Genomic DNA, 22,747 nt, shown 5'->3' on the forward strand with positions numbered 1-22,747 from the left:
AGGAGCGGGGTCAGCCACGAGCAGGATCGACGAGGAGCAGGATCACGGTCATGAGCGACCCGTCGGCCGACCCGCACCGGCACGCCCTGGACGCCATCCGCCGCGAGCTCGACCGGCTCGGCGACGGCGGGCGCCGCATCGTGCCCGCCTGGAAGCGGGTCACCCCCGGCGAGCACCGGTGGCCCGCCGCAGCGGCGATCGTCGTCGCGATCGGGCTGCAGCTGCTGCTGCCCGACCAGCTCACCCTGGTGTCGCGGTGGCTGCTGCCGTCGCTGGAGCTGGTGGTGCTGGTCGTGCTCGCGGTGGCCGGCCCGGCCCGGATGGACCGCGAGTCGGCGCTGCTGCGCGGCCTCGGGCTGACCCTGGTCGGGCTGCTGAGCCTCGCGAACGCGGTGTCGGCGGGGCTGCTGGTCACCGCGATCCTCGACGGCTCCTCCGGCGGCTCGGCCGCCCCGCTGCTGGCCAGCGGGGCGGCGATCTGGCTGACCAACATCATCGCGTTCGCGGTCTGGTACTGGCAGCTCGACCGCGGCGGGCCGGCGGCACGGGCGCACGGGCGCCGTCCCACCGCGGACTTCCTGTTCGTGCAGATGCAGAGCACCGACCCGCACGACGCCGACTGGGAGCCCCGCTTCGCCGACTACCTGTACCTGTCGTTCACCAACGCCACCGCGTTCAGCCCCACCGACGTGATGCCGCTGAGCCGGTGGGCGAAGATGCTGATGCTCGTCCAGGCGCTGGTGTCGCTGGTGACGATCGCGCTCGTCGTCTCCCGGGCCGTGAACGTGCTGGGCGGCTGAGTCCCGGGCGGGGCTCAGCCACCCAGGAGGGACCGCAGCACCCCCGGTGCGTCCGACGGGCCGGCGACCGGCGCCCACCGCGCGTTGCTGCGCGCGGCCAGCGCGGCGGCCTGCTCGTGGTCGGACTCCGGGGCCAGGATCAGCAGCTCCGGGACCTGCCGCGCCGCCGGGACCGGGTCGTGGTCGTCGGTGGCCCGGCAGTCCGAGAGCAGCACGACGATCCGCCGCTCCGCGCGCGTCCGTTCCAGCTGCGCGGTGGCCGCCCGCAACGCACCGGACAGCGCGGTCACCCCGTGCCCGCGCAGGCCCAGCACCCGGTCGACGACCGCCGACGGCGGACGGGTGGACCCGATGTCGCGCAGGACCCGGGTCTCGGCGGCGAACGACAGCACCGCGTGGTCACCGGGTGCCCGGAACGCGCAGGCCGCGGCGGTCAGCGCCGCCGCGGCGAGCCGGTCCCCGCCCATCGACCCGGACGCGTCCACCACCAGGCACAACGCGAGCGCGGGCCGCGCCCAGGTGCGCACGGTCAGCTCGTCGAGCCCGACCGGGCGCCGCGCCGCGCGGGCCTCGGCGACCGCGCCCAGCGAGGCGTCCAGGTCCAGGTCGCCGCCGCGGTCGGCCGGGACAGCACGCAGCCTGCCGATCCCGCGCCGGGTGACCCGGCCGGACCGGCCGATCTCCAGCACGACCCGGCCGGCGAGCCTGCGGGCCGCCGCCCGCAGCTTCTCGTCGGTGGCCCTGCCCATGTCGACGAGCAGCGTCAGCGTCTCGTCGGGACGCTCGGCGAGCGCGGCGTCGAACGCGTCGGGGTCGAGCACCCCGACCTCGGGCGAGATCTCGGTGAACCCGGGGTGGCCCGCCAGGGAGCTGCGGGCCACCGTGCGGTCCTCCGGGCGCGCACGCGGCCGGGACGGACGGGTGGAGCCGTCCGCGGGCCGGGGACCGCCCGCCGGTGGCGGGCTCAGGCTCCCCCCGACGCATCACCGCCGTCCGGGGCCCCGTCGGCGTCGTCGGCGGGTTCCTGGCCGAACTCGGCCGTGTACAGCTCGCGGACGATGTCCTCGGCGCTGCGGGAGCCGGACTCGGCGAGCCGGATGCGGCCGGACAGCGCGACCAGCGCCGCGTCCAGCCCGGCCCGCCAGTCGGTGGTCTCCCGGCCGCGCCGGGCCGCCAGCGCCGCGGTGATGCGGACGATGTCGATCGCCCCGCGCACCGAGGAGCCCACGTGCACGTCCGGGTGCTCCCGGGTCCGGCGGACCAGGGAGACGACCTTGGCCCGCCACTGCTCGTCGACCTCGGGGCCGCGCAGCGCGACGACCGCGGTCTCGTCCCCGGCGGTCTGGTAGCCCATCGCGATCCGGCAGACCCGGTCGTAGACGGCGGAGGAGATCCGGGCGGTGCCGACGGCGTCGAACGGGTTCATCGCGGCGACCAGCCGGAATCCCTCGTGCGCGGTGATCCGGCCCAGCCGGGGCACGTGCAGCTCGCCCTCGCTCATCACGGTGATGAGGACGTTGAGGGTCTCCTCCGGGATCCGATTGATCTCCTCGACGTAGAGCAGGGCCCCGGAGCGCAGCGCCTCGGCCAGCGGGCCGTCGACGAAGGTATCGGGGTTGTAGCCCCGCTCCAGGACCTGGGCCGGGTCGAAGTGCCCGACCAGCCGGGCCGGGGTGAGCTCGGCGTTGCCCTCGACGAACACGAACGGGAGCTCGGCCTCCTCGGCCACCGACCGCAGCAGCGTCGTCTTCCCGGTGCCCGGCGGGCCCTCCAGGACGACGTGGGCGCCGGCCTCCAGCGCCGCGACGAGCAGCTCGACCTCCCGGCCGCGGCCGACGACGGGGGTCACCACAGGGGTCACGGCGGGGGTCAGCACGGGGCGGCTGCCTCGGTCTTCACGGGCGTGCTCCTCGGCGCTGGTGACGTCGGTGTCGTCCTGCATCCTGCCCCACCCGCGGGGGTGTGGCGTCCTCCACGTGGGGACCGTGCGCACTGTTCCACACCCGACGCCACCGTGGTGGCGGAGGCGACACCACCCGCGCCGGGCCTCCCCGTCGTACGCGGACGGGCGGGGTGCAGGATCGTCCGACATGGACCGACGCGTGCACGCGTTCACCGACGACGCCCTGGGCGACGACGACGCCGTCACCCTCGCCGGGAGGCTGCGCCGCCGTGAGGTCGCGCCCGCCGAGCTGCACGCGGCCGTCGCCGCGCGTGCCGCCCGGGTCGAGCCGCACCTGCACGGCCTCGCCCTGGACCGCACCGCCGATCCCGTCACCGGCGCCGTCGACGGCCCGCTGGCCGGGGTGCCGACGCTGGTCAAGGACAACGTCGAGGTCCGGGGCTGGCCCGCGGGCCACGGCACCCAGGCGTTCGTCCCGGCGCCCTCGCGCGAGCACGCCGAGGTGACCCGGCAGCTGCTCGGCTGCGGGCTGGACCTGCTGGGCACGACCCGGATGCCGGAGTACGGGCTGAACGCCTCCACCGAGTTCGCCGACGCCGAGCCGACCCGCAACCCGTGGGACCCGCGCTTCTCGGCCGGCGCGTCGTCGGGCGGGGCGGCCGCGCTCGTCGCCGCCGGGGTGGTGCCGCTGGCCCACGCCAACGACGGCGGCGGCTCGATCCGCATCCCGGCCGCGGCCTGCGGGCTGGTCGGGCTCAAGCCCTCGCGGGGCCGGCTCGCGCCGAACGCGACCGGCGCCCGGATGCCGATCGACCTCGTCGCCGACGGCGTGGTGTCCCGCTCGGTCCGCGACACCGCGGTGTTCCTGGGCGCCGCCGACCGCGGGCGCCGCAACCCGGCGCTGCCACCGCTGGGCCTGGTCGAGGGCCCCGCCCGGCGACGCCTGCGGGTCGGCCTGCTGCTGGAGTCCCCCACCGGGGCGGCGGTCGACGCCGACACCCGCGAGACCGTCACCGCCGTCGCCCAGCTGCTCGCGAAGCAGGGTCACGAGGTGTCCGAGGCCCACAGCGGGGTGGGGACCCGGTTCGTCGACGACTTCCTCGACTACTGGGGGTTGCTGGCGTTCTCCGTGGTCACCGGCGGGCGGCTGCTGCACGGGCGCACCTTCGACCCGCACCGTCTCGACGGCCTGACCCACGGTCTGGCCGACCACTACCGTCGCGCGCTGGCCCGCACCCCGGTGTTCCTGCACCGGCTGCGCCGGGTCGCGGCGACCCACGCCGAGCTGTTCACCCGGCACGACGTACTGCTCTCCCCGGTGCTCGCGCACACCCCGCCGGAGATCGGGTGGCTCGCGCCGACGGTGCCGATCGAGCAGCTCACCGCCCGGCTGCTGGACTACGTCGCGTTCACCCCGCTCGCCAACGTCGCCGGGGCTCCCGCGGTCGCGCTGCCCGCCGGTGCGACGGCGGGCGGGCTGCCGGTGGGGGTGCACCTGCAGACCCCGGTCGGCGACGAGCGGACGCTGCTGGAGCTCGCGTACGCGATCGAGGCCGACCGCCCCTGGCGGCGGATCCAGGACTGATCCGAACCGGTCCAGAACTGCTCCGCCGCCGGGGCAGCGCCCGCTCAGACGTTGCCGCGGCGCTCCTGCTCCCGCTCGATCGCCTCGAACAGCGCCTTGAAGTTGCCCTTGCCGAAGCCGAGCGAGCCGTGCCGCTCGATGAGCTCGAAGAACACCGTGGGCCGGTCCCCGATCGGCTTGGTGAAGATCTGCAGCAGGTAGCCGTCCTCGTCGCGGTCGACGAGGATCCCGCGGGACTGCAGCTCGGCGATCGGCACCCGCACGGACCCGATGCGGGCCCGCAGCTCCGGGTCCTCGTAGTAGGCGGCCGGGGTGTCGAGGAACTCCACGCCGCGGGAGCGCAGCACGTCGACGGCGCCGAGGATGTCGTTCGTCGCGAGCGCGAGGTGCTGGGCGCCGGGGCCGCGGTGGAAGTCCAGGTACTCGTCGATCTGGGACTTCCGCCGGCCCGGGCTGGGCTCGTTGAGCGGGAACTTCACCCGGTGGTTCCCCGACGCGACGACCTTGCTCATCAGCGCCGAGTAGTCGGTGGCGATGTCGTCGCCGATGAACTCGGCCATGTTCGTGAAGCCCATGATCCGGTGGTAGAAGTCCACCCAGTGGTCCATCCGTCCGTACTCCACGTTCCCGACGACGTGGTCGAGCGCCTGGAACACCCGCCGCGGCGCGTCCGCGGGCCGGGCCACCGACGAGCCGCGGGCGACGTGGCCGGGCAGGTACGGGCCGGTGTAGCGGGACCGGTCGACCAGGGTGTGCCGGGTGTCGCCGTAGGTGGCGATCGCGGCGGTGCGCACGGTGCCGTGCTCGTCGGTCGTGTTGTGCGGCTCGACGAGCACGGTGGCGCCCTGGGCGCGGGCGTGGGCGATGCAGCGGTCGACGTCGGGGACCTCGAGGGCGATGTCGACGACGGAGTCGCCGTGCCGGCGGTGGTGGTCGGCGAGCGGGCTGTCCGGGTCGACGGCGCCGCGCAGCTCGAACCGGACCGCGCCCGAGCGCAGCACGTAGGAGTGGTGGTCGCGGTTGCCCGTCTCCGGTCCGGAGTACGCGACGAGCTCCATGCCGTAGACGACCTGGTAGAGCTGCGCGGCCTGGGTGGCGTTGCCGACGGCCCAGACCACGGCGTCCCAGCCGGTGACCGGGAACGGGTCGGCGGAGTCGTCGTGTTCGACGAGGCCGACCAGCCGGCGCAGGGCGGCGGCGTCGAGGTCGGCGAGCTTCTCGGAGTCGGTGAGGATGTCCATCAGTGCTCTCCCGTCAACGTGCGTGCTGCCAGGTTCTCCGCCGCGGTGACCGTGGTGGTGCCGTGTGCGCGGGCGTCGGCGAAGATCCCGGCCAGGGTGTCGCCGATGGCACGGGTCCGGTCCGCGACGGCGGCAGCACTCCAGCCGAGCACCTCGCGGCCGACCAGGTGGATGGCCCCACCGGCGTTCGCGACGAAGTCCGGGGCGTAGGTGATCCCGCGCCGGCGCAGGACATCGGCAGCGTACGGGTCGGCGAGCAGGTTGTTCGCCGCACCCGCGATCACCGCGGTGGGGACGGTCGCGGCGACCTCGGCGGTGATCAGCCCGCCGGTGGCGCACGGGACCAGCACGTCGCACGCGCGGGTGGTCACCGCTGCGGTGTCGACCACCTCGGCACCCAGCTCGTCGGCGGCCGCGGCGCAGCGGGCCGGATCGACGTCGGTGACGATCAGCTTGGCCCCCGCGTCGGCGGCGAGCCGGGCGACGTCGGCGCCGACCGCCCCGAGCCCCTGGACCAGCACCCGCAGCCCGTCGACGCCGTCGAACCCGGCTTCCGCGGCTCCGGCGCGGATCGCGGCGAACACCCCGAGGGCGGTCATCGGGCCGGACGAGCCGGGCTCGCCCGCCGCGACCGAGCGGCCGAACACGTGCGGGGTCAGACCGGCGAGCACGTCCATGTCGGCCGAGCAGGTCCCGACGTCCGGGCCGGTGGTGTAGTTCCCGCCGAGCAGCTCCAGGTTGGCGGCGTGGATCTCCAGGATGCGCCGCCAGGTCGCGTCGTCGAGCTCGGTGCGCGGGGCCGGGAGCGCGATCACCGACTTGCCACCGCCCATCGGGAGGCCCGCGGCGGCCATCTTCAGCGTCATCGCCCCGGCGAGGCGGCGGGCGTCGGCGACGGCGTCGTCGGGCGAGGGGTAGACCATCGCGCGGGTCCCGCCGGACGCCGGGCCGAGCGGGGTCGAATGCACCCCGATCACGAACCACGCGCCCGTCTCCCGATCGTACCGGACCGAGGTCAGTTCGCCGTCCCACTCGGGCAGAGCCATCCCGCGCCTCCATCTCCTCGCTGGTGTGCAGCGAGGACACCGCGGGCCGTGGCATCTGCGCAACCGGCCCAGAACCAGCTACGCAGTTACCGCAGATCGGCGGGGCAGCCCGCCGGGGCAGCTGGGCTGATCGTCCAGGAGACCGGCGTCACCCCGGGGACCCGCCGTCGGCGTCCGTAGCCTGGACCGGTGACGACCAGCGACGCCACGACGCCCGCCGACCTGCGTGGCAGGCCGCGACCGCCGGCCCACCCGCGGACCGCGCCGTCGGACCCGGCCGGGCTCGATCCCGAGCGCGCCGCGCTGCACGCCCGCATCGCGACCGGCCCGCGCCGCGCGCAGGCCAGGGTCCCGCTGGTCGACGACGCCGACCGGCTGCTCGGCCCGTTCGCGACGATGCTCTTCTCGCCGCGCATCGGCGACGCCGTCCAGCAGGTCGGCGCGGCCCTGCGCACCGACGACGACCTTCCGCCGCGGCTGCGCGAGCTGGCCGTGCTCGCCGTCGCCGTGCACCACGGATCGGCGTTCGAGTGGTCCGCGCACGAGGGCCTCGCCCGCGACACCGGGCTGACCGGCCCGCAGCTGCAGGCCCTGCTCGACGGCGGTGTCCCCGACGGTCTCGACGAGGCCGAGCGGGTCGCGCTGACCACCGTCCGCGCCCTGCTCACGCAGCACGACCTGGGCGACGGCGCCTACGCGACCGCGCTGGACGCGCTCGGCCGTGACACGCTCGCGGCGCTGGTGTGGCTGACCGGGTACTACTCGATGCTGGCCACCGCCCTGGCCGTGTTCCGGCCGGAGTGAGTCCGGGTAACCCGTGCGGGAGGGGAGGTCCGCCATGAACACCGCGCCGAACGGGGTGTGTGTGGCAGCGGCCATGCACACGTTCCCCAAGACCTGCGGACCCGCGACGACCGTCGCGCAGGCGTGGGCGGCGTTCGAGCGGCCCAAGGTGCACTCGCTGCTGGTCCTCGACGCCGGGCGACTGCTCGCCGTCGTCGACCGGGCCGACCTGACCGGGGCGGTCCCCGACCGGCCCGTCGCGCCCCTCGGGACGCTCGACGGGCGGGTGGCCCGCGCCGGCGACGACCTGGCCTCGACCTGGGCGGCGATGGCCGACGCCGGACGGCGACGGGTCGCCGTGGTCGACGGCTCCGGACGCCTGCTCGGGCTGCTCTGTCTCAAGCGCCACGGTCGCGGCTTCTGCTCCGACGCCGGCATCCAGGCCCGGATCGACGAACGCGCGGCTGCCCCGGGCCGGTCGTGAGGGCGCATTTCCGGTGTCCTGTGTCACATGCCCGTGAGGACCGGCAGGCGCGCGCCCTCCTACGCACAGTCCACCGAGGAGGTAGTCATGTCGTTCACCGACAAGGTCAAGAACAAGGCCGAGAACGCCGTGGGCGTCGCCAAGGAGAAGACCGGCGAGGCCACCGGCGACCGCGAGCTGCAGGTCGAGGGCAAGGCCGAGCAGTCGAAGGCGTCGCTGAAGGACGCCGGCGAGAAGCTGAAGGACGCGGCGGGCAACGTCAAGGACGCGCTGGGCGGCTCGACGAGCTGACCCGGCGTCACCGTGACGGGGGCGACCGGCAGGCATGCCGGTCGCCCCGAACGGGAAGGCCGTCGGCGTACCGAGCCGGGTCCGACGCCGTACCGGGCTCCTCCTCGAACCCCACGGAGGAACCATGAGCACCGTGAAGCTCGCCATCGTCTACTACTCCGCCACCGGCACCGTCGACGCGATGGCCCACCGGGCCGCCGCGGCCGGTGAGAAGGCGGGCGCCGAGGTGCGCCTGCGTCGCGTCGCCCGCGAGGCGACCAGCGGTGAGCGCCAGGCCACCGAGGCGCAGGCCGCGCACGCCGAGGCCGCACCCGAGGTCCCCGCCGCGACCGCCGACGACATCGTGTGGGCCGACGCCGTCCTGTTCGGCTCCCCCACCCGCTACGGCAACATCGCCGGGCAGCTGAAGACCTTCATCGACTCGCTCGGCCCGCAGTGGGGCCAGGGCCTGCTCGCCGACAAGGTCTACGCCGGGTTCACCTCCAGCCAGACCCTGCACGGCGGCCAGGAGTCGACCCTGCTCGCCCTGTACAACACGATCCACCACTTCGGCGGGATCGTCGTCGCGCCCGGCTACACCGACCCGACCAAGTTCGTCGACGGCAACCCCTACGGCGCCTCGCACGTGACCGGGGCGAACAACGACGCCCCGCTCGGCGACGCCGAGAACGCCGCGCTCGACCACCTCGCCACCCGCGTGGTCACCGTCGCCGGAAAGCTCGCGGGCTGACCCCGATCGCGGCGGCGCCGAACCGGCCACCGCACGTACGCACGGGTTAACCTCGACGGATGTACTTCCGGATCACCCCGGGCGACGTCGAGCTCGTCGACCCGGGTGACGTGCGCGCGTTCCACGTCGTCGCCGCCGAGGGACTGGCCGACGGGGAGCTCGCCGACACCGTGTGCCGCACCGGGCTCGGCGAGGTCTCCGACGACGGCGAGCACGTCCTGGTCCGGGTGGACGCCGTCCGCAGGCTCGCCGCCGGTCGGGTCGGCCCGGGCTGGGAGGACGACCTGGCCGGCATGCTCGGCTACGCCCGGAGCAAGGGCTGGATCTCCGACGACGGCACCGCGGTGCGCGCACACGTCGAACGGGCCTGAGACCGGCACCGGCCCGGGTCCGACGCGGCGCTACGCCAGCAGCGCCCGGACCCGCTCCGGGTCCGGCCCGTCCGGCTCGATGACCACGACGGCGTCGTCGAACCCCGCGTCGGCATAGCGGTGCAGCGTCTCGCCCAGGCGCCCGAGGTCGGTCCCCGCGGGGACCGGTAGGGCGTAGGCGACGGCGCGGCGCCCGCCGGCGGCCCGGTAGCGCCCCAGCGCCTCGATCATCTCCGCGGGGGTGGTGCGGTAGCCCGAGGCGAGCCAGCCGTCGAAGCGCCGGGCCGCCTTCTCGACGTTCGCGCCCCAGGAGCCGAGCAGCAGCGGCGGGCGGGCGGCCGGCGGGTCGGCGAGCCGGGCGTGGTCGTCGTGGCCGTGTTCCAGCAGGTCGCGGAGCCGGGCCGCGTTCTCGTCGAAGGTCCGGAAACGGGTGCGGTGGTCGCGGTCGAGGGTGGCGTAGTCGTCGCGGGTGGAGCCGGGGCTGATGCCCAGGGCCAGCCGGTCCCCGCACACGGCCTGCAACGACAGCATCCGGTGCGCCAGCTCCGCGGGGTGGTGCAGCGGGACCTGCACGGTGCCCGTCGCCAGCCCGACTCCGTCGGTGGCCCCGGCCGCGGCGGCGAGCGCGACGAACGGGTCCGGCACGAGCCGGCCGCGGCCGATGATCTCCGGCGCCCAGAGGTGGGCGAATCCCGCGCCGGCCAGGCGCCGTGCCCACGGCACCACCGGGTGGGGCGGCGCGTCGGACAGGTGCGCGAGCGTCGCGCCCAGGCGCACGGTCAGGCCCGCCGTTCGGCGGCGAACCGGGCGTACCAGCGCAGCACGTCGGGGTCGTCGACCGAGGCGATGTTCGCCGCCTTCTCCAGCGGACGCCCGGCCATCAGCTTCTTGACCGGCACCTCCAGCCGCTTGCCGGACAGGGTGTGCGGCACCGCGGGCGCCTCGACGATCTCGTCGGGCACGTGCCGGGGGGTCAACCGGGTCCGCAGCGTGGTCACGATCCTCGCCCGGAGGTCGTCGTCGAGCGGATGCCCCGCGGCGGGGACGACGAACAGGCCCAGCCAGTACCCGTCGTCGGGGAGGTCCACGCCGACGACGAGGGCCTCGGTGACCTCCTCCATCGTCTCCAGGACGTCGTAGAAGTCGCCGGTGCCCAGGCGCACGCCCTGGCGGTTGAGGGTGGAGTCCGAGCGGCCGTGGATGGAGACGCTGCCGTCGCCGTGCACGGTCACCCAGTCACCGTGGCGCCAGACGCCGGGCCAGGTGTCGAAGTAGGAGTCGGTGTAGCGGCGCGCGTCGGGGTCGTTCCACAGGTGCACCGGCATGGACGGCATCGGCTGGGTGACCACCAGGTCCCCGACCTCGTCGACGACCGGGTTCCCGTCGTCGTCCCAGGCGGCGCAGTCGACCCCGGCCAGGCGCCCGCCGATCCGCCCGGCCCGCACCGGGGAGTACTCGTTCGCCCCGACGAAGGAGCCGGAGATGTCGGTACCGCCACTGGTGGAGTCGACCCGCAGGTCCGGCGAGACGTGGGAGTACAGCCAGTCGTAGCCGGCGGGCGGCAGCGCCGAGCCGCTGACCATGACGTGCCGCACCCGGGACAGGTCGTGGTCGGCGCGCGGGGAGACGCCGCTGTTCGCCGTCGCGGTGACCACCGCCGCCCCCAGGAGGACGACGTCGGCGCCGGTCCGGGCGGCGACCTCCCAGACCGCGCCCGGCGGGTGGCCGGGGCTGCCCTCGTAGAGCACGATCGACGCGCCCTGGCTGAGCGCGCCGAGCTGCATGTTCCACAGCGCCCAGCCGGTGGAGGTGTAGGTGAACATCCGCTCGCCCGCACGCAGCCCGCAGTACAGCCCGGACCACTTGAGCCCTTCGAGGGTGATGCCGCCGTGGCCGTGGACCAGCCCCTTGGGCAGGCCGGTGGTGCCGGAGGTGAACAGCACCCACAGCGGGTGCGAGAACTCCACCTGCGCGAACTCCGGCTCCGCGTCGACGGCCAGCAGCTCCGCCCACGGCGTGGTGCCGTCCGGGGCGGGCCGGTCGACCGCGTGGCCGACGTGCACGACGTGCCGCACGCTCGGCAGGTTCTCCCGCAGCCGGGCGACGACGTCGCCGCGGTCGACGACCGTGCCGTTCCAGTGGTAGCCGTCGGCGGCGATCAGGACGGTCGGTTCGAGCTGGGCGAGCCGGCCGATGGTGCCCTCGGCGCCGAAGTCGGGCGAGCAGCAGGACCACACCGCGCCGACCGCGGCCGCGGCGAGCAGGCCGATCACCGCGTGCTCGGTGTTGGACAGGTAGGCGCAGACCCGGTCCCCGGGCTCGACGCCGGCGCGGCGCAGCCAGGCCGCAGCGGCGGCGACCGACCGGCGCAGCCGTGACCAGGTGATCTCCCGGGCGGGGGTGCCGCCCTCCTGCACGCACACCAGGGCCGTGTCGTCGTCGCCGCCGTGGCGCAGCACGTGCTCGGCCCAGTTCAGCCGCGCGCCGGTGAACCAGCGGGTGTGCGGCATCGGGTCGGTGGTGCGGACCTGCGTGAACGGCGTGGAGAACGCGACGCCGTAGTGGTCGACGACCGAGCACCAGAACCGGTCCACGTCGGCGACCGACCAGGCGTGCAGGGCGTCGTGGTCGTCGAACGGGCGCCCCTCCCGCTCGGCCAGCCGGTCGAGGTAGGCACGCAGCGCGGACCGCTCGATGCGCTCCGCCGACGGGGTCCAGAGGACGTCGGTCATCGGTGTCTCCTCCGTACGGGCGTCCCGCGTGCCGGCGGGCCCACCCGGGGAGGTGGGCCCGCCGACACGGCGCTGCGCTGCGGTGCTGCGGTGCGGCCCGGGAGCCTCAGGAGGCGAGCACCTTCGGCATGATGTCGTTCTTGATCCGCTTCAGGTCGTCGAGCGTCTTCGCCACCGGCACGTCGGCGAACGGCGGCCAGATCAGCGGCATGGTCATCCCCGCCTCCTTGTACGCCTTGAGTCGGTCGGTGAGCTGCTTCTCCGTCCCCACCAGCAGGTTCGAGGCGACACCGTTGACGGTCTGGTCGACCTCCTCGTCGGTGATGACCGTCCAGATCATCGAGCAGATCTCCAGGTCCTTGGCCCGCTTGGGGCTGCCGATCTCCTCGAACTGCTCGTCGATCGCGGTGATCCACTGGGCGAGGCGCTCGGGCGAGTCCTGGATGCCGATCCAGCCGTCGAGGTCGTACTTGGTGATCCGGCGCGCCGACCGCAGCGGGTCCTTGAGGCCACTCATGAAGATCGGCGGGCGCGGGTCCTGCAGCGGCTTGTGCCCGAAGCCGCAGGCGTCGAAGTCGGCGAACTCGCCGTGGAACTCGTAGTGGTCGGCGCTCTTGTCCCAGATGCCCTGCATGATCTCGATCGACTCGCGCACGTGCTTGTGCCGCTTGGGGAAGATGTGTGCGGCGCTCGCCGCGGCGAACTCCTCGGGCATCCAGCCGGACCCGACACCGACGTTCAGGCGGCCGCCGGAGAGGTGGTCGATGGTCGCCAGCTCCGCGGCGAGAACGCCGGGCGAGCGGAACGGGGTGTCGATGATGCTCATGCCGATGCGGACCTTGGTGGTCTTCGCGGCGAGCCACGGGATCAGCGGGTAGCCCTGGAACCACTTGCCGCGCGAGGACACGGGCAGGGCGTTCGGCAGCCCGTCCATCATGCCGAAGGAGTACTGCAGCTCCTGGCGGTCGGACTTCTCGGGGACGACGATCCGGTCGAGCGTCCAGACCGAGTCGAAGTCGAGCTCCTCGGCCAGGGCGGTGAGGTCCTCCAGCTCCTTGACCGTGACCAGGTCACGGAAGTTGGGGAGGTACAGAGCGAGCTTCATGTGATGCTGCCTCCTTGCGGCATGACAGTGTCGCCAACGACGTCGCCGACGATGTCGTCGGTGGCGTCGCTGACGGAGAGTGTGACGCGGATCTCGTTCTTGAGAACCTTACCCACGGTCGAGCGCGGGAGATCGCTCCAGATCTCGATCTGCTTGGGGGCCTTCACGGAACCGATGCGCGCCTTGACGAACGCGACCAGCTCCTCGGTGTCGATCTCGGCACCGGGCTGGGGCTGGACCACCGCGGTGACCCGTTCGCCCCACTTCTCGTCGGGCAGGCCGACCACGGCGCAGTCCCGGACGGCGTCGTGCGCCATCAGGGCCTGCTCCACCTCGGCGGAGTACACGTTGAACCCGCCGGAGATGACCATGTCCTTGGCGCGGTCGACGATGTGGAGGAACCCGTCGTCGTCGAGCCGGCCGATGTCGCCGGTGTGGTGCCAGCCGTGCGCCGACACCTCCGCCGTCGCCTCGGGGTTGCGGTAGTAGCCCGCCATGACCAGCGACCCGCGCACGCAGATCTCGCCACGCTCGCCGCGCGGGACCGGCCTGCCCTGCTCGTCGAGGATCGCCACGACGACCAGCGGTGACGGCCGTCCGGCCGAGGCCAGCCGCTCGGTGGCGATGCTCCCGTCGGGACGGCGGTGCTCGGCGGGCGACATCGTCGAGATCATCATGGGCGCCTCGGACTGGCCGAACAGCTGAGCCATCGGCCCGATCCGGTCCAGCGCCTCGGCCAGCCGGGCCACCGACATCGGGGCCGCGCCGTACCAGAAGCACTGCAGCGACGACAGGTCCGTCGTGTCGAGAGCCTCGTGGCCCAGCACCATGTAGATCAGCGTCGGCGGCAGGAACGTGTGCGTGACCCGGTGCGTCTCGATCAGCTCCAGGAACCGGCCGACGTCGGGCTTCGGCATGATCACGACCTCGCCGCCGCGGGCCATCACCGGGAAGCAGAGCACGCCCGCGGCGTGCGTGAGCGGGGCCAGCGCGAGGTAGACCGGGCGCTCGTCGAAGGGGTAGCTCATCAGCGTGATCGCCGACATCGTCTCGACGTTGCGGTCGGTCAGCAGCACGCCCTTGGGACGCCCGGTGGTGCCGCCGGTGCCGACCAGCGCCACGATCTCCTCGGGCGGCGCGGCCTCGGCGGACGCGTCGTCGCGGGCGGCGTCGAGCCAGGCGTCGAAGGCCTGCGCGCGGTCGGTGCCCGTGCCGAGACGGACCAGTGTCCGCAGCTGCGGGAGATCCGGGGCGATCGTGGAGACGAGGTCGTCGAAGGACGGCTGGAAGATCAGCGTGGTGCAGTCGAACAGGTCCAGGAGCTCGGCGGTCTCCCCGGCCGCGTTGCGCGGGTTGATCGGGCACCAGACCGCCCCGGCCCGGGCGATGCCGAACACGCAGGAGAACGCGGTCGGGTCGTTCGCCGACAGGATGCCGACCTTGTCACCGGGGGCGACGCCCGAGCGCCGCAGGGCCCGCGCGACGGCGTGCGAAAGGTCGACGACCTCGCCGTAGGACAGCGAGGTGCCATCGAGCGTCAGGCAGGGCGCGGCGGGGTCCAGCGAGGCACCCTTGTCGAGATAGAAGGTCAACGACATCGCAGCTCCCCGGACTCGCACCGTTGCGGACAGCGATGACCGTGGCGAGTTTCTGGACAGTTGTCAAGATTCTGGTGCGGGCTGCGACCCGGTCGTGCCCGTCCGACGCGTCGGGACGACGGCCCCGGGGACGACGACGGGCCGGGAGCGCGGTGCGCTCCCGGCCCGTGCGGCGCGGGTGGGGACGGCTGCCCCCGGAGTCAGTTCTGGCCGGTCAGCGCCCCGGCGAGCGGACCCAGCGGGGGCGCCCACTCGCGGATGTCGGCGCGGGCGACGACGCCGGCGGCGGTGAACGGGTCGTTGTCGACGATGCGCTGCACCGCGGCCCGGTCCTCGACCCGGAAGATCAGCAGCCCGCCCGGATCCTCCCCCGGCGCCCAGGCGCCCGCGGCGAGCATCGTGCCGTCCTCGCCGAAGGGGCGCAGGTAGTCCCGGTGCGCGGGGCGGGTGGCGTCCCGCAGCTCGGTGTCGTCGGTGTAGGTGTAGATCAGCGCGAAGGTGGTGGCCACGGTGCGATCGTCGCACGGGCTCGGGGCGGTGCGCCGGGGCCGGCCGGGCTGTGACCGGTCCCGGCGCGCCGCGGTCAGACCTCGATCACGGTGACCGTGGCGGCGGTCCCGTCGACCTCGATCAGCGCGCCGTTCGGGATCCGGCCGGTCGCTTCGGTCGCCGACACGACACACGGGATGCCGAGCTCACGGCTCACGATCGCGGCGTGCGAGAACGGCGCCCCGACGTCGACGACCACCGCGGACGCCGCGACGAACAGCGGCGTCCACGACGGGTCGGTGATGGGCGCGACGAGGATCTCGTCCGGCTCCAGCGCCGAGGGGTCGTTCGGGTCGAGCAGCACCCGCGCCCGACCCCGGGTGACCCCGGTGCAACCGGACACTCCCTGGATGGTCTCCCCGGCGACGGCCGCGGTGTGCGTCCGACCCGAGCGGCGCACCCACTCGCTGGTCGGCGGTGGGTCACCGACCACGACGAACGGCGGCTCGAGGTCGAACATCTCCAGGTAGACGCGCTCGCGCTCGCGGACGGTGGCGGTGAACGAGCCCGGATCGGCGAGGTAGGCGGGCAGCTCCTCGGCGAACAGCATGAAGATCTGCTTCGCCGCGTCCAGGTGACCGGCCTCGGCGCCGCGCCGGCCCAGCTCCAGCGCGGGCAGCCGCAGCTCGTGGATCAGCATCGCGGCCGTGGTGCGGGAACGCTCCCGCCCGCGCAGCCAGAGCGCCGCCGCGTGCAGCGCAGCCTCGAACTGGCCGCCGGCCTCCGCGTCACCGGCCAGCAGCTCCCGCACGGTCGCGGTGGCCTCCTCCCGCTGCCGGACCCGCTCGGCGTTCTTGATCTGCGGGGACTCCTCGTCCGAGACGCCGCGCATCCGGTCGACCGTGTGCAGCGCGAGCTCGGGCCGCAGGCTCCAGGTCAGCGCCCGCAGCTCCCACTCGGCCGGGCCACGGAAGTCCCACTCGCTGAGGAAGGCGTCGAGCCCTGCGACGAACTCCGCGACCCGCGGGTCGCCGGAGGACCGCAGCCGGGCGTCCAGGCCCTCGACACCACCGTCGAACAGCTCCGCGACCGGGCCGGTGCGCGCGAGGCGACTCAGTGTCCACATCCCGTGCGACGGACCCGCGGAGTCGACGTCGCCGATGCCGGCGACCAGGGTCAGGGCCAGCTCCGGGCGCCCGACCGCCGCGGCGATCTGCGAGATGGCCCCGAGACCGACGCCGGACTTGAGGCTGGACTCGATGTGGCGCTGGAACAGGCCACGCAGGACGTCGTTGAACGAGGTGATGCGCTCGGCGAGCGCGGCGTCCGACAACGTCGCGACGTCCGGTCGCTGCGACCGGATGTCCAGCACCGTCCGCCGGTCGGCGTCGTAGGCGGCGAGGTCCTTCGCGAGCAGGACCTCGTTCATCAGCCAGGCGCCGGCCTTCTCCGAGTACGCCGGGTCGTCGTCGAAGTCGCGCTTCTCGCTCTCGTAGCTCGGGATGCCCGGCATGTCGCCGAAGTACTGCAGGTCGACGGCCTCGGCGCCCATCCCCGGCACTCGCACGCCGAACAGGCGCATCAGCGACATGTTGATGTAGAGGTAGCTCCCGAAGGCGGGCAGGACGTTGCGCTCGACCGAGGCGTCGTAGAGGTTGTGGTCCCAGACGCCGCAGGCGACGAAGGCGTCCCGCCAGCCCGGCTCGAGGTTGGCCTGGAAGCCGGTCGAGGCGTTCAGCGGCGAGATCGGGTCGGGAAAGATCTCGCCGACGTTCGCCCGGGAGTAGAGCGGGAAGGTCTTCGACGTGCGGTCGAAGATGGGCCAGTCGGTCACGGAGCTGGTCTCCTCGTCATCGAGGTCCGCACACGGGCGGAGGTCCGGGCACCCGGGCGTCGGCGCGACGCTCGATGTGCGACTTCTCCGTCGCATTCTGGCGAGCGACGGGCGGCGTGTCAACCGTCACTCCGCCGTGCTCGGGCGGCGTCGCCCACGACCTCGGGCGATCTCGACGCGACAGACCGGTCATGTCGAGCGTCGCGCCGTCGGGCGTTGACCTGGCAGGACCCGCACGTCTCGCCCTTCGGGCACCCCGGGTGCGACTCATCCCTCGCATTCCTCGCCGTCGAGGCGGAGACCGCACGCACGCGAGCTCGGTGCGCCGGCCCGGTCGCGGTCCTCCGTTCCGGACTCAGCCGGCGGCGGCCCAGCCGTCCAGCACGGCGAGCGCGGGAAGCAACCGGGCGACGACCTCGGCGTCCGAGGCGCCGTCGTCGGCACCCGCGGTCACGTCGCCGAGCCACACCTCGCCGGTCGCGCCGTCGACGGTCACGACGTCGCCGGGCCCGAACAGCCGGGTCCCATCGGCGGCGTGCACCGCGTCGGTGCCCACGTGCAGCTCCTCCGCCCCGACGACGGCCGGGATGCCCCAGCCGCGCGCGACGACGGCGGCGTGGCTGACCAGCCCACCGGTGCTGGTCAGGATGCCGACGGCGACCGACATGCCGTGCACGTCCTCCGGGCTGGTCTCCGGCCGGACCAGCACGACGTCGCCCTCGGCGTCGGCGGCCGCGTCGGCGCTCAGCACGACGGCTCCGCTGACCCGGCCCGGCGAGGCGCCGAGACCGGTGGTGAGCGCCGCCGGGGTCGACGCGGCCCCGCGGCCCGCGGCGAGCACCTCGGCCCGCGCCCGCTCCCGCACCTGCTCGGGCGCCCGGGCGAGCGCCTCGGCCCGGGACAGCCCGATCGCCGGGTCGTCCACCATCTCCACCGCCGCACGCACCGCGGCGACGGCGCCGCGCTTGCCGACCCGGGTCTGGAGCACCCAGAGCCGCCCGCTCTCGACGGTGAACTCCACGTCGCAGATGTCGCGGTAGTGGCGCTCCAGACGGTCGAGGAGCCCGGTCAGCTCGGCGTGCGCCCGCGGCAGGGACGTCGCCATCCCCGCGATCGGGGTGGTGCGGGCGGTGCCGGCGACGACGTCCTCGCCCTGGGCCCGGAGCAGGAAGTCGCCGTAGGGGACGTTCTCGCCGGTGGACGGGTCGCGGGTGAACACGACACCGGTCCCGGAGGAGTCGTCGCGGTTGCCGAACACCATGGCCTGCACGTTCACCGCGGTGCCGAGGTCGTCCGGGATGCCCTCGCGCTCGCGGTAGGCGCGGGCGCGTGGGCTGTCCCAGCTGCGGAACACCGCCTCGACCGCGGCGCGCAGCTGGGCGCGCGGGTCGGTCGGTACCGGGGTCCCCGCGGCGCCGAGGACCGCGCGGACGCGGTCGACCGCGGCGCGCAGCGCGGCCTCGGTGCGCTCGGCGGGGGCGGGCCCGATCAGGGCGTGGTCGACCCCGAGCACCGTGGTCGCGAACATGGCGAGGAACCGCCGGTAGCTCTCCCAGGCGAACACCGGGTCACCGGAGACCTCGGCGAGGCCCGCCGTGGTGGCCTCGTCGAGCCCCAGGTTGAGGACGGTGTCGAGCATCCCCGGCATGGACCGTGGGGCGCCGCTGCGCACCGCGAGGAGCAGCGGGTCGGCCGGGTCGCCGAAGCGGCGACCCAGGCGTTCCTCCAGGGCGGCCAGCTGGGTGGTGATGGCCTCGTCGAGCCCGGCGGGCCATCCTCCGGCGCGGTGGGCGGCGCACACGGGCAGCCCCAGGGTGAAGCCCGGGGGCACCGGCAGGCCGAGCACCGAGGTCATCTCGGCGAGCCCGGCGCCCTTGCCACCGAGCAGGTCGGCCAGCTCGCGCGGGGGCCGCTCGTGCGGGTGGTCGAAGGCGAACACGGCGGTGGACGCCGCGGTGGCCGTGCTGGTCATCGTCGTCCTCACGGTCTGCGGTGCGGCTCAGTGGCCGTCGGCGGCGCCGCGCTCGCGGCCCAGCGTGCTCATCAGGTCCTGGTGGAGCTCCATCCACACGTCGTGGTAGCTCTCCCGCAGCGGCGCGGCGAACGCCGTCGTCTCGCCGCCGTCGACCCGCTCCCAGGCCGCGGCGAGGTCGCGCGGGTAGCGGCCGAACCGCGGCAGCACCCCCGCGAGCTCGGCGGTCACCTCGACCGCACGCGGGTGCAGGGCACCGAGCTCGTCGACGACACCACGGTCGTAGGCGGGGTCGGAGTGGTCGTTCGGGGTGCCGTCGGGACGGACCTGCCAGCGCGAGCAGATCTCCTTGAACGGCTGGTTGAGCTCCAGGAACCGCGCCTCCGCCCGCTCCACGGCCGCGCGCGCCCCGGACGCGTCCAGCTCGGCGGCCAGCAACCGGGCGTGCTCGGTGCGGCCCTCGGCGGTGAGCGTCCAGCCCGCGACGCGTCCGGTGCGCTCCTTCACCCGGCCGGCCTCCGCGGCCGCGGCGAGGGCGGCGTCGACGGTCACGTGGTCGAGCTCCGTCCGGCGGGCGATCACCGGGGCGGCGACGAAGCCGGACAGTCGCAGCGTGTGCAGGACGAGCAGGTCGGGCGACGTGGTGGTGTCGGCGGTCACGGCGCTTCCTCCGGTTCGTGGTGACGACGGTGTCAAAACGGTGTCGACGGGGTCATGGTGGGGTTCAGGCGGACCGGCTGTGCAGCCCCGGCCCGGTGGCCGGGAGGAGCAGGTGCGGGGTCTCGTTGATGCTGCGCAGCTGGCGGACGCCCCCGCTCGAGGCGAGCAACCTGCTGAACGAGGTGTAGTCGAGCTGGACGAACATGCTGCGTCGGCGACCGAGCAGACGGGACAGGAACGCGTTGATCACACCGCCGTGGCAGACGACGGCGACCCGCTGCCCGGGGTTCGCCGCGATGACGTCCTCGAACGCGGCGAGCACGCGCTGCTCGAAGGCCTCCGGGTCGAACCGGTGCTCGCCCCAGACGCCGGACTCGAGCGCCCGCCACTGGGCGGCCCGGTCGGTGCCACTGAGCTCCACGGGCACGTAGGTGTGCGCGCCGCGGTCGAACTCGGCGAGCCGGTCGTCGACGGCGACCGGCAGCCCGGTGCGCTCGGCGAGCGGGTGTGCCGTCTGCAGCGCTCGGCGCATCGGGCTGGACACGATGCGGTCGGGGGTCAGCCCGGCCGCCCCGGTCAGCAGTGCGGCCAGCAGGTCCGCCTGGTGGCGGCCCTCCTCGGTGAGACCGGGGTCGGCGCCGGCGACGTGCCCCTGCACGGTCTCCGGACGCCCGTGCCGGACGACGATCAGCTCCACGGTCTGCTCCCGGCGGGCTCCGGGACGAGCGACGCGCGCAGCTCGCCCATCCTGACCTTCCCGGCGTCGCTGCGCGGCAGGGACTCGACGAGACGGACCTCGCGGGGGGTCTTGAACCCGGCGAGGCGGGCGCGGCAGTGCGCGACGAGCCGATCGGCGAGCCCCGTCCGGTCGGCGTCGGCGGCGGGCACGACGACGGCGACGACCCGCTCCCCGAACTCCGGGTCGGGCAGCCCGACGACGGCGGCGTCGGCGACCTCCGGGTGCGGGAGCAGCACGTCCTCGACCTCCCGGGGGTACACGTTGACCCCGCCGGTGATGATCGTGTGGCCGCTGCGGCCGTCGAGGTAGAGGTAGCCGTCGGCGTCGACGTGGCCGAGGTCGCCCGCGGTCCCCCAGCCCGGTGTCGCGGCCAGGTCGGCGGCGCCGTCCGGACGTCGCTGCGGCTCGGCGGCACCGGGCCGGGCGAACCACACCGCGCCGACCTCGCCCGGGCCGAGCGGGCGGCCGTCCGCGTCGGCGACGTGCACGGTGCTCCCGGCAGGACGCCCGACCGACCCGGGGCGTTCGCGCCACTCGTGCGGGCCGATGGTGGTGCGCCCGTAGCCCTCCGACGAGCCGTAGTACTCGTGCACGATGGGCCCCCACCAGTCGAGGACCGCACGCTTGGTCTCCGGCGGGCACGGCGCGGCGCCGTGCACCGCGACCCGGTGCGACGACAGGTCGTAGCGGTTCCGGACCTCGTCGGGCAGGCGGAGCAGGCGCACGAACATCGTCGGGACCCACTGGCTGTGGGTGACCCGGTAGCGCTCGATCGCGGCGAGCGCGGCCTCGGGCTCGAAGCGCTCCATGAGCACGACGGTGCCGCCGACCTCCTGGACCGACTGCAGGAAGCCGAGCGGGCCCGCGTGGTAGGCCGGCCCGGCGACGAGCAGCACGTCGGGGGCCTCACCCGGGCCGGTGGGCTCGGTACGGAACCCGAGGCTGCGCATGAGGGCGGCCGAGCGGACCGGTCCGTCGGCCGGGTGACCGCCCGTGGGGGCCACCCGGAAGGGCTTGGGACGGCCGGTGGTGCCCGAGCTCCAGAGGATCCGGCCGCCGGTGGTCTCGGCGTCGCGCGGGAGCCGGGGTGCGGCGGCCACCGCGGCGTCGTGGCCGGTCCAGCCCGACGGCACGTCCGGGCCGATGACCAGCCGGACCGCGGGCACCGGGACGCCCGCGCGGGCCAGCGCGTCGTCCAGCGCCTTCGCGATCCCGGCCCCGCCCGCGACGACGGCGGCGGGGCGGGCGTCCTCGGTCATCGGGACGAGCTCGGCGGCGGACAGGTGCCGGTTGACCGCGGCGAGGTGGAGCCCGCTGCGCCGGGCTGCCCAGAACACCTCGCCCCAGCGGACGTCGTTGCCACAGGCGATCAGCAGGGTGTCGCCCGGGCGCAGGCCGGCCGCGTGCAGGAGACCCGCGAGCCGGGCGCTGCGGTCATCGAGCGCGGCGTAGGTGACCGCGTCACCGCGGCCCGCCACGACGAGGGCGGTCCGGTCGGGCACCGTGACCGCGAACGATGCGGGGTACACGCTTCCTCCGCTCAGTTTTGCAATGTTCGTTCACATTACGACGAGCCGAAGGTACCGCGTGGGGCGTGCCCGGACAAGGTTCGGGCCGGTCCGGACACGCGTCGGCGCCCGGCCATGTGCGACCCGGCAGTCATCGGGTCGACCGGGGTGGGTCAGGACCCGGCGGGCGGACCCTCGTCGAGGATCGGGATGGAGCGGTGCCAGACCTCGGCGACGCCGCGGGCGAGCCGCTGCAGCTCCTCGGGGCGCGGGGCCCGTTCGGCCAGGCCGATGTGCACGTAGGCCATCTGCTCGACGGCCGAGCCGAGCACGTCGGCCAGCAGCCCGAAGTCGGTCTCCGCGATGCGTCCGGCGGCGTGCAGGCGACGCAGCCAGCCCGCGGTCCGTTCGACGAACGACGCGCGCTGGCGCAGCCAGAGCTCGGTGAAGCCCTCGTCGGACCGGATGGCCGCGGCCTCCCGCATGACCCGCAGCAGGTGCCGGTTGCGGGTGTAGGAGACCAGGTAGGCCGAGGTGAGCTCCTCCATCGTCGCCAGGTCCAGGCGGTCGCCGACGGTGCTGCGCCGGCTGGACTCGACGAGCGAGTCCAGGCCCGGCCGCAGCGCCTCCAGGAAGATCTCGTCCTTGCTGGTGAAGTGCCGGTAGAAGTTCCCCTGCGAGACCCCGGCCCGGTAGACGATGTCGGAGATCCGGGTACTGGTGTAGCCGTACTCGGCGAAGCAGTCGGCGGCGGCATCGATGAGCTGCCGGCGGGTCCGCATGCCCCGGGCGTTCTTGCCCCGGACCTGGCGCTGCGGGGCCTCCGGCGCGTCCTGCTGCGCGCTGTCCTGCTCGGCCACCCGACCTCCGGCCCCC

22 protein-coding genes are annotated in these 22,747 nt (G+C 74.4%); 7 read left to right on the forward strand and 15 right to left on the reverse strand.

Features of this window, described 5'->3' with window-relative positions; all coding sequences use genetic code 11:
• Positions 1-50: 50 nt before the first annotated feature.
• Positions 51-800, forward strand: a complete 750-nt coding sequence (locus Ae331Ps2_RS07980; protein ID WP_075309760.1) for a DUF1345 domain-containing protein — start codon at positions 51-53, stop codon at positions 798-800.
• Positions 801-814: 14 nt separating this feature from the next.
• On the opposite strand, the gene Ae331Ps2_RS07985 is transcribed toward Ae331Ps2_RS07980, so the two are convergent.
• A complete protein-coding gene (locus tag Ae331Ps2_RS07985) occupies positions 815-1,681 on the reverse strand; it encodes a VWA domain-containing protein (protein ID WP_249265628.1) in 867 nt (288 codons plus the stop codon).
• A gap of 83 nt (positions 1,682-1,764) precedes the next feature.
• The gene (locus Ae331Ps2_RS07990) at positions 1,765-2,742 is read right to left on the reverse strand and encodes a MoxR family ATPase (RefSeq protein WP_083695338.1); all 978 of its coding nucleotides are present in this window, start codon (positions 2,740-2,742) and stop codon (positions 1,765-1,767) included.
• Positions 2,743-2,890: 148 nt separating this feature from the next.
• On the opposite strand from Ae331Ps2_RS07990, the gene Ae331Ps2_RS07995 reads away from it, so the two are divergent.
• On the forward strand, positions 2,891-4,288 hold the full coding sequence (locus tag Ae331Ps2_RS07995; RefSeq protein WP_075309758.1) for an amidase: 1,398 nt from the start codon (positions 2,891-2,893) through the stop codon (positions 4,286-4,288).
• Positions 4,289-4,332: 44 nt separating this feature from the next.
• Here Ae331Ps2_RS07995 and hppD read toward each other — a convergent pair whose 3' ends face one another.
• Together hppD and Ae331Ps2_RS08005 are read right to left on the reverse strand one after the other, a co-directional pair.
• Positions 4,333-5,529 (reverse strand): 4-hydroxyphenylpyruvate dioxygenase, encoded by a 1,197-nt coding sequence (gene hppD, locus Ae331Ps2_RS08000; RefSeq protein WP_075309756.1) that lies wholly within the window; start codon positions 5,527-5,529, stop codon positions 4,333-4,335.
• Positions 5,529-6,575 carry a Glu/Leu/Phe/Val dehydrogenase dimerization domain-containing protein gene (locus Ae331Ps2_RS08005; protein WP_075309754.1) on the reverse strand — a complete coding sequence of 349 codons (1,047 nt, stop codon included), beginning with the start codon at positions 6,573-6,575 and terminating at the stop codon, positions 5,529-5,531. The genes hppD and Ae331Ps2_RS08005 overlap by 1 nt, the downstream gene beginning before the upstream one ends.
• Positions 6,576-6,764: 189 nt before the next feature.
• Here Ae331Ps2_RS08005 and Ae331Ps2_RS08010 point away from each other — a divergent pair, with 189 nt between their 5' ends.
• From Ae331Ps2_RS08010 to Ae331Ps2_RS08030, 5 genes are all read left to right on the forward strand, one after another.
• Positions 6,765-7,379 carry a carboxymuconolactone decarboxylase family protein gene (locus Ae331Ps2_RS08010; RefSeq protein WP_083695339.1) on the forward strand — a complete coding sequence of 205 codons (615 nt, stop codon included), beginning with the start codon at positions 6,765-6,767 and terminating at the stop codon, positions 7,377-7,379.
• Between the two features lie 34 nt (positions 7,380-7,413).
• Positions 7,414-7,842, forward strand: a complete 429-nt coding sequence (locus tag Ae331Ps2_RS08015; protein ID WP_020621564.1) for a CBS domain-containing protein — start codon at positions 7,414-7,416, stop codon at positions 7,840-7,842.
• 87 nt (positions 7,843-7,929) lie between these two features.
• Positions 7,930-8,133 (forward strand): CsbD family protein, encoded by a 204-nt coding sequence (locus Ae331Ps2_RS08020; RefSeq protein WP_020621565.1) that lies wholly within the window; start codon positions 7,930-7,932, stop codon positions 8,131-8,133.
• 124 nt (positions 8,134-8,257) lie between these two features.
• Complete coding sequence (locus tag Ae331Ps2_RS08025) at positions 8,258-8,863, forward strand: NAD(P)H-dependent oxidoreductase (RefSeq protein WP_020621566.1); 606 nt, start codon at positions 8,258-8,260, stop codon at positions 8,861-8,863.
• A 59-nt stretch (positions 8,864-8,922) separates the two neighbouring features.
• On the forward strand, positions 8,923-9,234 hold the full coding sequence (locus Ae331Ps2_RS08030) for a hypothetical protein (RefSeq protein ID WP_075309752.1): 312 nt from the start codon (positions 8,923-8,925) through the stop codon (positions 9,232-9,234).
• Between the two features lie 30 nt (positions 9,235-9,264).
• On the opposite strand, the gene Ae331Ps2_RS08035 is transcribed toward Ae331Ps2_RS08030, so the two are convergent.
• The 11 genes from Ae331Ps2_RS08035 to Ae331Ps2_RS08085 all read right to left on the reverse strand — a co-directional run bounded on the left by Ae331Ps2_RS08035 (position 9,265) and on the right by Ae331Ps2_RS08085 (position 22,731).
• Positions 9,265-10,011, reverse strand: coding sequence for an LLM class flavin-dependent oxidoreductase (locus Ae331Ps2_RS08035; RefSeq protein WP_075309750.1), 747 nt, complete (start codon positions 10,009-10,011; stop codon positions 9,265-9,267).
• Between the two features lie 2 nt (positions 10,012-10,013).
• Positions 10,014-11,966: an acetoacetate--CoA ligase gene (locus Ae331Ps2_RS08040; protein WP_075309748.1), complete on the reverse strand. Its 1,953-nt coding sequence runs from the start codon at positions 11,964-11,966 to the stop codon at positions 10,014-10,016.
• Positions 11,967-12,072: 106 nt separating this feature from the next.
• A complete protein-coding gene (locus Ae331Ps2_RS08045) occupies positions 12,073-13,071 on the reverse strand; it encodes an LLM class flavin-dependent oxidoreductase (RefSeq protein ID WP_075309746.1) in 999 nt (332 codons plus the stop codon).
• Entirely contained in the window at positions 13,068-14,669 is a 1,602-nt protein-coding gene (locus tag Ae331Ps2_RS08050; protein WP_075309744.1) for a long-chain fatty acid--CoA ligase, read from the reverse strand. The genes Ae331Ps2_RS08045 and Ae331Ps2_RS08050 overlap by 4 nt, the downstream gene beginning before the upstream one ends.
• A 200-nt stretch (positions 14,670-14,869) precedes the next feature.
• Positions 14,870-15,178 carry a YciI family protein gene (locus tag Ae331Ps2_RS08055; protein ID WP_075309742.1) on the reverse strand — a complete coding sequence of 103 codons (309 nt, stop codon included), beginning with the start codon at positions 15,176-15,178 and terminating at the stop codon, positions 14,870-14,872.
• A 74-nt stretch (positions 15,179-15,252) separates the two neighbouring features.
• Entirely contained in the window at positions 15,253-16,992 is a 1,740-nt protein-coding gene (locus tag Ae331Ps2_RS08060) for a PEP-utilizing enzyme (RefSeq protein ID WP_075329708.1), read from the reverse strand.
• Between the two features lie 355 nt (positions 16,993-17,347).
• The gene (locus Ae331Ps2_RS08065) at positions 17,348-18,964 is read right to left on the reverse strand and encodes a pyruvate, phosphate dikinase (RefSeq protein ID WP_075309738.1); all 1,617 of its coding nucleotides are present in this window, start codon (positions 18,962-18,964) and stop codon (positions 17,348-17,350) included.
• A 27-nt stretch (positions 18,965-18,991) separates the two neighbouring features.
• Complete coding sequence (locus Ae331Ps2_RS08070; protein ID WP_020623976.1) at positions 18,992-19,624, reverse strand: hypothetical protein; 633 nt, start codon at positions 19,622-19,624, stop codon at positions 18,992-18,994.
• Positions 19,625-19,688: 64 nt separating this feature from the next.
• Positions 19,689-20,321 carry a histidine phosphatase family protein gene (locus Ae331Ps2_RS08075; RefSeq protein ID WP_020623975.1) on the reverse strand — a complete coding sequence of 211 codons (633 nt, stop codon included), beginning with the start codon at positions 20,319-20,321 and terminating at the stop codon, positions 19,689-19,691.
• Positions 20,312-21,892 carry an AMP-binding protein gene (locus tag Ae331Ps2_RS08080; RefSeq protein ID WP_075309736.1) on the reverse strand — a complete coding sequence of 527 codons (1,581 nt, stop codon included), beginning with the start codon at positions 21,890-21,892 and terminating at the stop codon, positions 20,312-20,314. The genes Ae331Ps2_RS08075 and Ae331Ps2_RS08080 overlap by 10 nt, the downstream gene beginning before the upstream one ends.
• A 152-nt stretch (positions 21,893-22,044) precedes the next feature.
• Positions 22,045-22,731: a TetR/AcrR family transcriptional regulator gene (locus tag Ae331Ps2_RS08085; RefSeq protein WP_020627127.1), complete on the reverse strand. Its 687-nt coding sequence runs from the start codon at positions 22,729-22,731 to the stop codon at positions 22,045-22,047.
• Positions 22,732-22,747 lie beyond the last annotated feature (16 nt).

It is taken from the genome of Pseudonocardia sp. Ae331_Ps2, from assembly GCF_001932405.1.
Lineage (GTDB): Bacteria > Actinomycetota > Actinomycetes > Mycobacteriales > Pseudonocardiaceae > Pseudonocardia.